Below are 14477 nucleotides of genomic sequence, written 5' to 3'. Positions count from 1 at the left end.
AGAACAGAAATGGAGGGAACACTATGACAATCGATTGGAAAAAAGAGGTCGAAGCCCGCAAAGACGATTTGCTGAACGACTTGATTGATCTATTGAAAGTGAAAAGTGAAAGAGAAGATGATAAAGTGACTGCGGACGCGCCATTTGGTCCTGGACCTCGTGATGCGTTGCTACACATGCTAGCTTATGGCGAACGTGATGGCTTCACAGTCAAAAACGTCGATAATTACGCTGGTCACATCGAATTTGGTGAAGGAGACGAAACATTAGGGATCTTCGGTCACATGGATGTTGTTCCTGCAGGTGACGGCTGGTCAACCGATCCTTATGATCCAGTCATCAATGACAACAAAATCTATGCTCGTGGTTCTTCTGATGATAAAGGTCCTTCAATGGCCGCCTATTATGGGATGAAAATCATTAAAGAATTGGGCTTGCCATTATCGAAAAAAATCCGTTTTGTCGTTGGTTCTGATGAAGAAAGCGGCTGGGCAGATATGGATTACTACTTTGAGCATGAAGAAAAGCCTGATTTTGGCTTCTCGCCAGATGCCAATTTCCCAATCATCAATGGAGAAAAAGGAAATGTGACATTAGGGATCCATTTCCAAGGCAACAATGAAGGAGACTTCACGCTACAAAGTTTCACTGCTGGCTTGCGAGAAAATATGGTACCAGGAACGGCAACGGCAAGCTTCATTGCTCCATCAACAGAAGAAGCATTAGCGATCGAAAAAGCCTTTTTCGATTACGTTGAAGCCAATCCAGTGACGGGCACAATTGAAACAGAAAATGAACAAGTGACGATCGAATTAGTCGGTAAAGGTGCCCATGGTGCCAGCCCACAATCAGGAATCAATGCGGGAACCTTCTTAGCTGTCTTCTTAGATAACTATGCCTTTGGCGGCGGCGCAAAACAATTCATCCATGCAGCAGCAGCCTATGTCCATGAAGATTTCTACGGTGAAAAATTAGGTGTGGCGTACGAAGACGAAAAAATGGGTAAATTAACTATGAATGCTGGCTTGTTTGCTTTTAAAGCGAACCAAGCAGGAACGCAAGCAGACAACTTTATCGCCTTGAACTTCCGTTATCCTAAAGGTGTAACTGCGGAAGGACTTGAAATCGGTGTGGAACGCACCGTCGGTATGGAAGGGGCCACCGTTACTCGCAATGACCGCAACATGGAACCTCACTACGTGCCAGCAGATGATCCATTGGTAGAAACTTTATTGGCGGTTTATGAAGAACATACCGGCGAAAAAGGCTTTGAACAAATCATCGGCGGCGGCACATACGGCCGTCTATTGAAACGCGGCGTTGCCTATGGCGCAATGTTCCCAGGCTATGTTGACACCATGCACCAAGCCAATGAATTCATGAGCTTGGATGACCTATTCAACGCAGCGGTGATCTATGCAGATGCTATCTACCGTTTGGCGAAATAAAGAGACATTGATACCGTCTATTCTTTTTTTAGCTGAGTCGATTTATTGATACTTAGATGAATAGAGGCAATAAAGGAATAGCAGTACGACTGATTGTTTCAATCATTGTCATACTGCTATTTTATTACTTTGGGAAATAAATATTTTATTTTCGTTGGGTTATTTTATTATTGACATCAAATCATCCGAATGATTTACTTTTTGTAAGGAGTTGAAAAGTGATGCCTGATTTGGTGAAATTTATTTTGGTCATTCTGGCGATTTGGGTGGTTTATCAAGTATTTACGACGGTTTTATTTACCCTTTCTCAAAAAGCAGTTGCCAAACAAATCAAAAGCGGGAAGATGTCTGATCAGCAGTTGGCGAATTTGTACCACGCTGTAGCACGAGCAAATCAAGGAAGCAATTTCCAAGCGATTTTCTCTTATGGGCTCTTTTACCGCAGTCATGCAAAGCAAAGTGATGCGGTTTATGAACTGTATCGCGCGGAAATGGCGAAAAGAAATCTGCTGTAACCAACTGTGAAGCAACTGTTTTCGAGAAAATTGCTCGAAGTAGCAAAAAAGCCCAGGTCCTGTACAACAAGTGCAGAACCTAGGCTTTTTTTGTATTTACTGGGCAGCAAGCTGTGACAGATAAACACAGCTCTTTGCTTCAGCTATTTCTTGTCTTTGTTGCTTTTTTGATCCATACCGGCACCGATCGCTACACCTAGTGCGATGCCTAAACCCATGCCTAATGCCAGGTTGTCAAAAAACAGCATCCCAAATGCAGCACCTAAGGCCATTCCGACACCGATCCCCAATCCCATATTGTTAGAAGCGGCTTCTTTTTCTTCAGACGTTTGCGGCGGTTTTTTCGTCATTGTGAAAAACCCCTTTCTTTTTAGTATAGAGGGGTTTTGTTTTGATGACAAACATTCGAACTGCTACCCATGATTTTCATCAGGAGAGAGCATCCGCTTATCTAAGCAAACGTATCGAACCATTGGTCTATCTTCCACCGGGTAAATAGTTACGCTCGGGGTTGTAGCGGCGAATAATCTTATTTTCAGCAAGTACGTGCTCATAATAATAAACAGGCGCATCCTTAGTCTCTAGTCGAAAAACAAAGACGAGCGGAACCTTTAAGACGGAATAGCGCGCGGGGATCGTAATATACGATTTTTGATTGCGCTCCATCGTCAGTGCGAATTCATCAAACAAAAGCGCCACTGGTGTGGGAAAGTTTACCAATTCATAATAGTGTTTTTCAAATGCATAGGTTTCTTGTTTTGCATAAGCAATTTTTGCAGCTGGCATACGCATTCACCTCACTTGAATTATACGAACATTTGTTCTACTTGTAAAGTGGAAAATCGCCAGACGAGGAAAAAGGGGATGCGTTCTCTATGAAAAAGATGTTTTGCTAACAAGAAATTTGCTACACTAGAGGAAAGAAGGAATCAAAAAGGAGCAGATACCATGGATTATGAACGCTTTGCACGATTACAGGCACGCTTTACCGATGAAAAACTGCTGACCAATGAAGGGGTCTATCGGTTGCGCTTGTCAGGGAAGGCGCAGTTCGAACTAGCCTTTATCAAAACTGGACCTTGTGGCGAGTCTGTCTACCAGCCGCTGATCAAGGGCACTTTTTCTGAAAAAGAAGCAATCCCTACCTATTTGCTGGATCTTGCGGCGCAACCTATGACGCAAATCAGTCAGCGAACCTCCGAAAATGCAGCCGTGTTAGATAAAGCATTCGTAGAATTAATGGAAAAATGTGAGCAGGCAGTTGCCGTCAACGAAACCGCACAAGAAGCCGCACATTAATTAGCGCGACAAAGATACAAGAGCAGCCTGAACCTGATTTTTTACACCAAGTAAAAAAACGATCCTGACAAGATTCCTTGCCAAAGATCGTTTTTTATTTTCCCGTGGTGATTAGTGTCCTCATTCGCCAAAGTGGTCTGAGAAGCCTTGTTGCTTCATAAAGGCAGCGACAACTGGACGTCGCGGTTCACGGAAAAATTCCGTCATTTTCGTTTGCCAATTGGTTTGCTGTTGATTGCTGCTGCGTTGTGCATAATAGGCTTCTGTCGTTTGGTTGTACTGGGCTGTTTGCTCCTGCGTCAGCGGTTGATACTGATCGACACTTACGATCGCTTCTTGGGGCAAGCGGACTTTCGGCTCATTTCTGTGTTGCGGATAGCCGATCGTTAAACCGAATAACGGAAACGTCAATTTTGGTAAGCCGACGAGTTCTGCGATACGAGGCAAATCATTGCGGATGCCGCCGATGTAGCAAATTCCTAAGTCTTGTGCTTCAGCATATGCTACCATATTTTGGGCAGCGATCGTCGTATCAACGACTGACACAATAAATGGTTCCATCGTGGTTAAGTGGGTATCCGGCAATCCTGCTTGGGCCAGCAGCTGCTGATGCTTATGTAAGTCGGCGACAAAAAGATAGAAGACCCCCGTTCGAGTGATGTAGTTTGGGGCACCGGCAATTTTTTCGATAGCAGCCAGTTTTTCAGGATCACTGACCTCAATGATCGAATAAGCTTGAACAAAGTTCGAACTGGAGCCGCTCTGGGCAACCGTTACTAATTTTTGCTTGAGTTCCTTTGATAGTGACCGGGGTTGAAAATCTCTGACAGAGCTGTGGCGGGTAAAAGTATCAAAAAGATCCATCGTTTTTCCTCCTGTAACGTACAAATTTCTTTCTTCTTTAGTGTAACAGAAAAAAAGGAATGGGAACAAAAAGAATGTTTTCAAAAAAATTTCAAATTGATGTTTTATAGTTGCCAAGCACAACAGTTTCCGTTATGATAATGATACATTCTTATTATTATTCCTTAGGGGAGTAACCGGTGGCGCAAGCTGCGATAATATCAACAGTAAGTAAGCTGGCGACAGCTTTCTGGTATTATTTGAAATGGTGAGACCTAAGACAAGCGTATACTTGTCTTAGGTCTCTTTTTTTCTAGCAGAGTGCCTAAGGAAAATAAAATTAAAAGGGGCAAAAAAATTGGCGAAAGAAATGTATCAAAAAGAAATCTCGGAAATTATGGCAGAGGTCCAGAGCAGTCCAGAGGGGTTGACGCAGCAAGAGGCAGCCAAGCGGTTAGAAAATGGCCTGAACCAGCTGAAGGAAGCACCTAAGAAATCAAGCTTTGCCTTATTCTTAGATACCTTCAAAGATGCGATGGTGATCGTCTTGTTGATTGTGGCAATCATCCAAATGGTTATGGGTGCACACGTTGAGTCCATCGTTATCTTCGCAGTACTCTTGTTGAATTCCGTCGTCAGTGTGATACAAACGAAAAAAGCCGAAGGATCGTTAGACGCTTTGAAAAGCTTGTCAGCACCAGATGCTAACGTCATTCGGGATGGCAAAGAACAAAGTGTGCTGGCGAAAGAATTGGTTGTCGGCGATATCGTTATTTTAGAAGCTGGGGACTATGTACCAGCAGATGGTCGATTGATTGAAGAGGGTTCTTTGAAGGTCGATGAAGGAATGCTGACTGGGGAATCAACGCCAGCGGAAAAAGAATTAGGTGTGATCGATCGTACCGCACCGATCGGCGACCGTGACAACATGGTCTTCAGTGGAACGATCGTCACTTATGGGCGTGGTCGGTTTATCGTAACCGCGACTGGTAATGTGACGGAAATCGGTCAAGTGGCTGGCTTATTGGAAAGTACAGTTGAACACAAAACACCATTGCAACGAGGACTGGACAGCTTCAGTAAAAAACTGAGCTTGGCGATCTTGGTCCTTTCATTGATTATTTTAGGGGTTCAAGTAGCACGGTTGTTCTTAGGTGACGGAACAGGTGATATGACGGAAGACTTAGTCAACGCCTTTATGTTTGCGGTAGCCGTAGCCGTTGCAGCGATTCCAGAAGCATTGCAATCGATCGTGACGATCGTCCTTTCGATCGGAACAAAACAAATGGCGAAGCGTCATGCCATCATTCGAAAACTACCAGCGGTTGAAACATTGGGTTCAACGAGTATCGTTTGTACAGATAAGACAGGGACCTTGACCCAAAACAAAATGACCGTTGTTGACTACTATTTACCAAATGGGCAAACGGGCACGTTCCCCGATGAGCCAACTACCTGGACATTGCCTGAAAAACGCTTAGTAGAGATCAGTGTCTTGGCAAATGATGCTGCCATCAGTGAAGATGGGGCGAAGCTAGGAGACCCTACTGAAATTGCTTTTCTGGATTACAGTGAGAAACTAAATCAGCCATATCGGGCGATTCGTCAACAGTTTCCTCGTTTGCAAGAATTGCCTTTCGATTCTGATCGTAAATTGATGTCCACCTTACATGAGATCGATGGCGAACATTTGTTGTTGACCAAAGGTGGTCCAGACATCGTCTTTGGCCGCAGTACCAAAGTCTTGATCGATGATCAAGTCGTGCCTTTAACAGATGAAATCAGAAATAAATTGCAGCATCAAAACGAAGAATTCTCAAAACGGGCATTACGGGTCTTGGCGTTTGCTTACCGTCCATTGACCGATGCCCAATCACGAGAATTGACACTTGAGGATGAAAACGAGCTGATTTTGGTTGGTTTGATGGCAATGATCGATCCTCCTCGTAAAGAAGTCAAACAAGCCGTAGCAGATGCCAAATCTGCCGGTATCAAAACAGTGATGATCACAGGGGACCACAAAACGACAGCCGTGGCGATCGCACAAGAGATCGGTATTTCAGCTGAGGGCGACTTAGCCTTGACTGGTACGGAATTGGATGCTCTTTCTGAAACCGAACTAGCGGATCAATTAGACAAAATCACGGTTTATGCTCGTGTTTCGCCGGAAAACAAAATCCGTATCGTGCGGGCTTGGCAAGACAAAGGCAAGATCTCTGCCATGACCGGAGATGGAGTCAATGATGCACCCGCCTTGAAACAAGCGGATATCGGGATCGCAATGGGAACCGGAACGGACGTTGCCAAAGATGCAGCGGCGATGGTCTTGACGGATGATAACTTTGCCTCGATCATTCGTGCCGTAGAAGTTGGCCGAAACGTCTTTGACAACATCAAAAAAGCCATTTCGTATTTGTTTGCTGGAAACTTAGGTGCGATCATTGCGATCGTCTTTGCCTTAGTGATGGGTTGGGACAATCCATTTACTGCCTTGCAGCTACTCTTTATCAACTTAGTCAACGACTCATTACCAGCAATTGCTCTGGGAATGGAAAAAGCCGAACCAACCATCATGCAACGTCAGCCTAGAGATCCAAATGCAGGTATCTTCACTGGAAAAACTTTGATCTCAGTAACGTATCGCGGTATTTTGATTGCCGCTGTCGTGATTTTGGCACAATGGTTAGGGATGAGCCAATCACCTGAGTTAGGTGTAGCGATGGCCTTCTCAACACTTATCTGGAGCCGGACATTGCAAACATTGCCAGCACGCTCAAATACCGAGACTGCTTGGCAAGCTGGCCTTTTTGCCAATAAAATGGTATGGCTGGCGATCGTCGTTTGTGGTGGACTATACAGCATTACCTTGATTCCTGGCATCCGTGAAGTCTTTGCGATTCCCGCAACCTTCACTTTAGGACATGTCGGTCTATGTATCGCAATGGCTGCTGTGGCAGTTGTTTTGATGGAAATCACGAAACTGATTATTATTGCCGTTCAAAAACGTCAAGGAAACGCCTAAAGCAAAAAACGTATCGATCCTTTGATCGATACGTTTTTTGTCGTTTATCCTCACTGCTTAGTTGATTTTTTTCAGCTGACTGATTTGGGCAGCGACTTGCTTCAAGAAGGCTTCTTGACCAGCCGGCTGTTCCTGGCTGTAAAGGTAGGCTTCGTATTGCTGCGTCAAGCGGATAAAATCACCATGGAACAGTGGATAGAATGCTTCGAGTCGTTGGGCATAATCGATCAACGGCTCCGCCTCGTTACGGTACAGAACTTTCGTCGTTTGCCGTAAAAACAAAGGATAGGCAGCAACTAGCGGCTGTTTGTTAAAGCGGCAGATCAACCATAAATGAATACGGAAAAACGAATGGCGGAAATAGAAAAGCAGGCCAAGTCCTAAGATAGCTAAGCCTCCAAAGAAGCCATTGCGCAGCGTTTGTTTCAGCTCCTCAGTCAACCAAACATCATCGGTAACCGCGGCTGTTGCAGAACTGCTGGTCGTGGTTTCACTACTTTCTGTTTCCGTATTTCTCGTTGGTGTTGTCTCGCTGCTAGCGGTCGGTGTTTCTTCGGAGCTAGTAGATTCTTGCGTCAACACGGGACGATCTGGATTTTGGAAACTAGGTGTCGGTTCAAAAGGCACCCAGCCGTATCCGTCAAAGTAGACTTCCACCCATGAGTGGGCATTCAAGTTACGGACAGTATAAGTAGTGATGCCGTTTTCTGTCACGGGGGATCCAGGAGAAAAGCCTTTAGCCCAGCGAGCAGGGATCTCTAAACTCCGTAGTAGCACGACCATTGCCGTGGAAAAATTGTCGCAGTAGCCAACTTGTGATTCAAATAAAAATTGATCAACGTAATCTTGCTCTTCTGCAGGCACGACGGCATCGGTCTTGGAATAGCGGAATACGAGTGGGTCTTTCAAATAGCTTTCAACCGCCGTGACTTGATCAAACAGACTGTTGCTGTCAGTGGTTATCTCAGCGGCGAGATCTCGTACCCGCTGCGGCAAAGAATCGGGTAACTGGATATAATCGATCGGAGAATCCGGATAGATCAAAGGCAGATTTTGGAGATTTTCTGCGGCAAAATCTGGATGGTCCCAATCGAAGGTCAAGGTGGTGTCGGGGAGTGGATCAATGAGATCGACCCGCTGGATGGCATCGCTGATTTGAAAACCGCGAGCACCGTTTTCAAGGGACAACGTGCTGCGCCCATAGGGCAATGGGACATAGTCTCCATGGTTTTGAAATTGGATCCGCACTTGTTCATTCTCAGGATAGGTTTGTTGATAGCTCTGGTCAGCGATGGTGACATCGCCTGCTTCCAAGCGAATGTCTTCCCGGCTAGTACTGATCCAGCCTTTACCAGAATAAAAGTCTTTGCTTTCCACCCGCCAGTAATGCGGGGTTTCTTGTTGCGCTTCAAATAAAATCGTCGCATCATCAAGTAGTGGTCCGCCTAATTGACGATCATTTTCACTGAAGCCCGTGCGAGAACCAGTGGGGGTGCCATGTTCTTCAATAAATTGATAAAAACCCAGCTGATTCAGATTTGTCCGTATAGGCGTGGAACTAGCTGCCAATTGTTCTCGCACGCTCGTTTGCGGCAAGTAGACAGCAGTGACGGCTAAGCCACCAATCAATAGCATCACGCCGAACCAGGGGGCGATCGTTTGACTGGATTGAAAGGCGCTGCGCTGGATCATGGAAGAAGCCAGCGCGCAAAGAAAAATACCGATCAAATGCCACGTCAAATCAAATTGATTAAAAATCACGACTGTCAGCAAGTAGCCGATCATGGTACCGTAAATCAAGAAAAAGCGTTGATAAGCAATCGGTAAGATCGCTAAAAACAAGACCCAACTAACGATCAATGTCACCGCCGCCAGTTCGGTGATATAGCCGACTTCACCACTGAGGATCTCTTGAAAGGCACGGTGCAGGTCTAGCCAAAAACGCAGTAGCCAATCAAAAGAAAAGGCAGTCCCATAAGGAAAGATCCGATACAAGACGATCAGCCAAGCGGCTGCCAGCAAAGGCAAACTGTAACGGACTTTCGGCACGATGGTCAAAATCAAACAGACACTAAAGGCATAAGTTAAAAGGGTGAACTGATTGCCAAGGTCATAAACTGCGATAAACGGCAAGATCACCAGTGATAGACTGAGAAAGGTCAAAAGACCAATCAGTGCTTTCTTAATAAATCTCATCCTACCACCTCCTCAAGTTCATTCAACTGCCTCATTAAATCAGCGTAGGTAAACACTTGGCAGCTGTTTTTTGCTTCCAACTGACTGAGGTAGTTTTCCAGTTGTGGGGTGAAAACCGGGGTAATGAAGATAAGATGGCTGCCAGTCAAGAGCGGTACCCCTTCAGGAACTTTCTCGAAGGGAAGGATCTGGGCATAGGCAGCGGCATCCGTTTGGTAAGGAGAAGTCAATCCGTCACCAATCAAGAGCGGCTGAAAAAGTCGTTGATTTTGTGAGAAATGGTGGATCGAATAAAACAGTGTCAAGGTCTCTTCAAAAGCAGGATGATCTTCTCCCCAAAAGAGCAGAAAGATGTCTTGTTCTTCTTCGTATTCTCGTTCGCGATAGATCAATTCCTGTTGTTTGCTGGATAATTTCCAATCGATATTTTTTAATGAATCCCCTAACTGGTATTGACGGAACTGTCGAATAGAAAAATTGGGTTCCCCATGGGTTTGGCTGCGGACTTGCTGTTTAAAAAATGGCAATAGGGCAACGGCTTCTAGCTTCAATTTCGGTAGGATCAAAATCGATTGTTTCGCACCTGCAGCGTAGCTTTTTTCAAAAAAGCCAAAGAGATCATGGCTGTACAATTGAACGGGCAATTCTTCATAGCTGCCGCGCTCCTTTGGGGTCCAAGGCAGCTGGAGCCGAATCAGATTGCCTCGATAAAAGGTGCTGTGATGACTTTCCTTGAAACGATCGTCAAACTGCAAGGTGAAATCGACCAGCGGCAGCAGCGTCGGGCGATACTTGAAGACTTGCAGCGGTAAGGTGATCGCTGTCTGTGTTTCAGCTTGGATCGATTCTTCTAAAACGATTTGGACCTTCTTGAGGGAGGGCAGCAAGAATACTGCGTCAAGCAACAATAACAGAGTCAGTAAAAACCAGAGGCTCCAACCGGCATTATTATTAAAGATCACACAGTAAGCCAGCAGCAAAAAATAGGCAGCGCTAAACAACAGGAGGCGCAGCACGCGTTCAAGCTTTTTTTTCTTCATCGCTATTTCCTCGTAGGGACAGGCACCCGTTGGATCATCTGTTTCATCAAATCTGAAAGGGTCTCCGCGCTAGCATGAACGCCGCCTTTCAGTAATAAACGATGACCGAAGACTGCTGGTAAAATTCGCTGCAAGTCTTGCGGCGTGACAAAGGTCCGTCCTTCCGTCAACGCTAACGCTTTTGCCCCTTTTAAGAAGGCGATCCCACCACGAGGACTGATACCAAGGTCAATGGCATTATGCTGGCGGCTCGCTTGAACCAGCTGCAATGCGTAACGGGCGACCCGCTCATCGACATACACGTCGTCCACCATCGCTTTCAAAGCGGTCACTTCATAAGCATGTAAAATGGTTTGGATCTGATCCAAGCTTTGCTGTCGTTTTCCAGTCAAGAGGGCGAGCTCATCTTGAAAATCTGGGTAACCGATATGCAGGCGGAACAAAAAACGATCCAATTGGGCTTCAGGCAAAGGATACGTTCCTTCATATTCGATTGGGTTTTGGGTAGCTAACACAAAAAAGTGGGGACTCAATGGGTACGTTTGATTGTCGATGGTGACATGATTTTCTGACATGGCTTCTAAGAGCGAGGCTTGCGTCCTTGGTGTGGTTCGGTTGATCTCATCTGCCAAGAGGACGGAGGTGAAGATCGGGCCGGGACGAAACTCGAACTGGTGGCTTTGGGAATTAAAAATCGACACACCTAACACATCGTTAGGCAAAAGGTCTGGGGTAAACTGTACCCGTTTGTAGTCACTTTGAATGGCTTTGGCTAATGATTTGACCAACATCGTTTTCCCAACACCGGGGATATCTTCGAATAAAACGTGTCCACCAGCAAGCAGCGCAGCCACGGTAAATTGGATCACATCTCGTTTGCCTAAAATCACTTTTTCCACTTCTGCGATCAAGGCATCAATTTTTTGTAATTCAGCGGTCATGAAACAACCTCCTTGCGTTCTTTTCTTCTATTGTAACGGTTTTCTAGGACTGTCGCAATTTTCGTGTAACAATTAAAGAAAATTTCAAGAATATTCAAAAAAAGGAAAATCCTGCCTGCGGGTTTGCGGAAGAAAAGCAAAAAACTTCCGAAGCGGTTCGTCGGAAGTTTGCGTTTGATAGAAAAGAAGCGACTAGAAGATGTGGTGTAAGAGGTCAGCGGCGATCTGGTCCGCCTGCCGTAAATTCCAAGCATCGGTTCCTGGCTGAGCAGTGGCAGCCGTCAGCCAGTGGATGCCTTCTGTGGGAATCCCGAAACAATAGAGGGCAGTGTAGGGGCGTTCATCTGGTCCAAGGACCTGATTGGTCTCAGGATCGATGGCGATAGCACCCGTCTCAAAAGGCACCTCATTGGGTATCGGCAACCGGTGCGGGTGAATGATCCGATCGTTTAGCAGTTGCCGCAACAAGGAATTGTTGGTTCGACGAATCGCTGTCGATGGAATGCGGGCCTCAATTAGTTGCGTCGCGTGATAGCGTGTGTCGGGAAATCGCTTTGAATACGTACAATAAGCCTCCTCAATCTCAACAGTCATGTCAGGACCTAGTAAGGTCACCACTCCGGCTTCCATCAAGGCGACCAGTTCCTGCAGTCGTTGAACCGGCGGACCGATCGATAAAAAGCTGTTAAAGGGAACGAAAGACTGCCAAAAGAGTGTTTTCAGGTCTTTTGCTGGCATTAGCTGATGATCGAGAACAAACCGAATCGGGTCACGCAGATCTTTGAAGACTTCCAAGGCACTGCTGATAGGTCCCGCTAGATTGCCTTTTTCGGCATCTTGGATTTGGGTACGTAATAGCGCAATGAAAAAGTCTTGCAAGGACTGCTGCTCTTTCTGAGCAAAGGGATCGGCTAGTTGGTGCCATGACCACCATTCCCTCTTAGGAAGCTGCCATTTTTTTAGCAAGTCTTCAGATCCTTCCGTGGCAACAAAGGCGGTGGTAAAAGCGTCAAGCTGATCTTTGTCAAGCCGCTGTTTTTCTAAAAGCAGCGTCTGATAATAGACGAGTTCTGCCTCTTTCTTTAAATAGAAGAGCAGTGTCTTGCCAGCAACCGTTTTGGCTGCTTGCCAAGCAGCTAGGCGTTCAGGGGTCAAAAAAACGGGCTTTCGCTGCTGCGTTGGTGTTTTTTGATTGCGGCCACGAGGATGATACGGGACACCCCGACGAGAACCGGCGATGATTTGCGGTTCTTCACCAGAAGGTTGATAGACGAGGGATTCATTGACTTTGACGAAGGTTCCGCCCCGACCACTGGTCAAGCGGGTGACGTAATCGTAAAAGGCAAGTCCTAGTCCCCGTAAAATCACAGGTTCGCCAGCTTTCACAGCCGTTAGATCCGTATCTGCCGCATTGGCTGGCGGTGCATAAAACCAGCCATTATTTTCTGCGGCAGCCGCCAATTGTTGTTCCCCTGATGACAGTTGGGCTTGTGAATGGCCTGTAGCTAAGACGACGGCATCAACAAGGAATGTTTGGTGAGCCGTCGTCAACTGGTAGCGATTTTTGGAAAGAGGGGTCAAAGAGCTGACCCTGTCTGACAGATGGTTGATGGTAATGGATTCAGGTAACTCTATTAACAACTGCTGATAAAACCACAGCTGATAGAGTCCATATAACGCCCGCGAGCAATGCCCGTTAGGATCAAGTGAATCAAGTGCTGTGCATTCCGCAACGAGCTCAGGGGCATGGATGGCTGCGAAATGTTTCCCTTCTGTCACTGCCCATTCGTACAAGGTAGGTCCTTTGACCACGGGGCCGCCGGTGCTTAATGTGTCATCCGTGAAAAGGGTGACTTGGCTGGTCACAGAATTCAATAGCAAATCTGCCGATTGGTCCGTGCGCCAAACTGCCCCAGGAAGAAAAGGATCAAACAGCAGCAAGTCGATGGCTTGTTTGTTTTGTTTGCTATAAGCAATCAGCCGTTCTGAAAGTGAAAGTCCACGAGGACCAGCACCAATGATCGCTATTTTCATATCACACCACCTCAATTATTCTATGGTCTTTGTGTCATCAACGGGCTAAGTCAAAAGGTGTCTTGCGGAAAATCAGCCAGTGCATGCCTAGCACCATGGCTTCATCGATAGCGTCGATATAATGGAAAGCGGGCTGATTGGGTTGTTGCTGCAGCAATGGATTTTTTTGGATCGCGTCTAGGAGATCGGTTTTTACTGCATCACTGCTGGCTAAAATGATACAGTGGGGGGCAAAAGCTGCATTGTAAAATGGCAGTATGCTTGTCAGGCGCTGGACCAAAGCCGTGCGGTCTTGCGGTGCCCCTTGATCCAAGTAGCCGGGTAAAAATTTTGCCTCTCCCGCTAGGGCATCTTTTCCTTCTAAAAGCGCACCATTGACTAGGAGCGTGATACCGGGCATGCTTTTTTCAGGATTGTACATGCCAACGATGGTTTGCTGCAAGGAGATCTGTTGGGCGATGCAATAGCCGATCGTTAAAATATGGGCATCGTTTTGACAGTAGAAGGGCAGTGCAGTGACCTCTGCCACGAGGGCTGCCAGCTGCCAGCCGTTAAATTTTTCATACCAGCTGGAAGTCACGGTTCCTCCACTGATTTTTCCTGGTAAAAAGAGGGCGATCTGTTCCACAGAAGGAAATAATGCCAGCTCGTTCGTTACACATTCTTGAAAGCGATGAGGGGCAACATCAGGAAAGGGCTGGTCGTGTTTTGCCAAAACCTTCCCCTTGCGGTCGATCAGCATGGACCAAAGAGCCAAGGAGCCATCGTGATCGATAAAGCTAAGCAAAAGAGAATGACCTCGGTCTTGATTTAGCTGATAGGTCACTGCTGGTCGTCCTAGCTCTTTTTGCTCCAGCGGACCTTTCGTGATTTCCCCCTCTGTTAACAATTCTTTTAATAATGAGTTAGTGGTGACCATGCTGATGCCGGTTTTCTTCACTAAATCGGAGGCGAATAATGCCCCGTTTTGAAACAAAGTTTTTAAAACCAGCTGTTTGTTTTGCTGGCGAATGGTATGGGTGGTAGAAGCCATAAATGTTCTCCTTAATGAAGTGATTTAATTAAGTATACCGACGGGATGAAACGATGTAAAGTTTTTAAAAGACTGACTTGACGGAAAACTTGAAAATAAGTATACT

The 14477-nt window shown here is 46.1% G+C and carries 12 protein-coding genes; 4 read left to right on the top strand and 8 right to left on the bottom strand.

All coding sequences use genetic code 11. From position 1 onward, the window contains the following. Positions 1–23 precede the first annotated feature (23 nt). Positions 24–1448 carry a dipeptidase PepV gene (gene pepV / locus IGI94_RS11040; protein ID WP_008378990.1) on the top strand — a complete coding sequence of 475 codons (1425 nt, stop codon included), beginning with the start codon at positions 24–26 and terminating at the stop codon, positions 1446–1448. Positions 1449–1669: 221 nt separating this feature from the next. Further along, entirely contained in the window at positions 1670–1963 is a 294-nt protein-coding gene (locus tag IGI94_RS11035; RefSeq protein ID WP_008378988.1) for a hypothetical protein, read from the top strand. 143 nt (positions 1964–2106) lie between these two features. Here IGI94_RS11035 and IGI94_RS11030 read toward each other — a convergent pair whose 3' ends face one another. Beyond that, positions 2107–2313 (bottom strand): hypothetical protein, encoded by a 207-nt coding sequence (locus tag IGI94_RS11030; protein WP_008378986.1) that lies wholly within the window; start codon positions 2311–2313, stop codon positions 2107–2109. Between the two features lie 127 nt (positions 2314–2440). Then, positions 2441–2749 carry a DUF5960 family protein gene (locus IGI94_RS11025; protein WP_260606928.1) on the bottom strand — a complete coding sequence of 103 codons (309 nt, stop codon included), beginning with the start codon at positions 2747–2749 and terminating at the stop codon, positions 2441–2443. A 162-nt stretch (positions 2750–2911) separates the two neighbouring features. On the opposite strand from IGI94_RS11025, the gene IGI94_RS11020 reads away from it, so the two are divergent. Beyond that, the gene (locus IGI94_RS11020; RefSeq protein ID WP_438899758.1) at positions 2912–3262 is read left to right on the top strand and encodes a hypothetical protein; all 351 of its coding nucleotides are present in this window, start codon (positions 2912–2914) and stop codon (positions 3260–3262) included. 120 nt (positions 3263–3382) lie between these two features. On the opposite strand, the gene IGI94_RS11015 is transcribed toward IGI94_RS11020, so the two are convergent. Further along, positions 3383–4126 carry an NADPH-dependent oxidoreductase gene (locus IGI94_RS11015; protein ID WP_438899757.1) on the bottom strand — a complete coding sequence of 248 codons (744 nt, stop codon included), beginning with the start codon at positions 4124–4126 and terminating at the stop codon, positions 3383–3385. Between the two features lie 349 nt (positions 4127–4475). On the opposite strand from IGI94_RS11015, the gene IGI94_RS11010 reads away from it, so the two are divergent. After that, entirely contained in the window at positions 4476–7127 is a 2652-nt protein-coding gene (locus tag IGI94_RS11010) for a cation-translocating P-type ATPase (RefSeq protein WP_016613591.1), read from the top strand. 57 nt (positions 7128–7184) lie between these two features. Here the strand turns inward: IGI94_RS11010 and IGI94_RS11005 are convergent, their stop codons facing one another. From IGI94_RS11005 to IGI94_RS10985, 5 genes are all read right to left on the bottom strand, one after another. After that, positions 7185–9323 carry a transglutaminase-like domain-containing protein gene (locus IGI94_RS11005; RefSeq protein ID WP_438899756.1) on the bottom strand — a complete coding sequence of 713 codons (2139 nt, stop codon included), beginning with the start codon at positions 9321–9323 and terminating at the stop codon, positions 7185–7187. Further along, positions 9320–10363 (bottom strand): DUF58 domain-containing protein, encoded by a 1044-nt coding sequence (locus IGI94_RS11000; protein WP_438899755.1) that lies wholly within the window; start codon positions 10361–10363, stop codon positions 9320–9322. The genes IGI94_RS11005 and IGI94_RS11000 overlap by 4 nt, the downstream gene beginning before the upstream one ends. Positions 10364–10365: 2 nt before the next feature. Continuing rightward, a complete protein-coding gene (locus IGI94_RS10995) occupies positions 10366–11304 on the bottom strand; it encodes an AAA family ATPase (RefSeq protein ID WP_438899754.1) in 939 nt (312 codons plus the stop codon). Between the two features lie 192 nt (positions 11305–11496). Further along, a complete protein-coding gene (locus IGI94_RS10990) occupies positions 11497–13338 on the bottom strand; it encodes an FAD/NAD(P)-binding protein (protein ID WP_438899753.1) in 1842 nt (613 codons plus the stop codon). 37 nt (positions 13339–13375) lie between these two features. Beyond that, a complete protein-coding gene (locus IGI94_RS10985) occupies positions 13376–14371 on the bottom strand; it encodes an ROK family protein (RefSeq protein WP_087664952.1) in 996 nt (331 codons plus the stop codon). Positions 14372–14477 lie beyond the last annotated feature (106 nt).

The organism is Enterococcus sp. AZ149 (assembly GCF_051714285.1).
Lineage (GTDB): Bacteria > Bacillota > Bacilli > Lactobacillales > Enterococcaceae > Enterococcus_D > Enterococcus_D entomosocium.
This window is presented reverse-complemented; position numbering and strand designations above follow the sequence as displayed.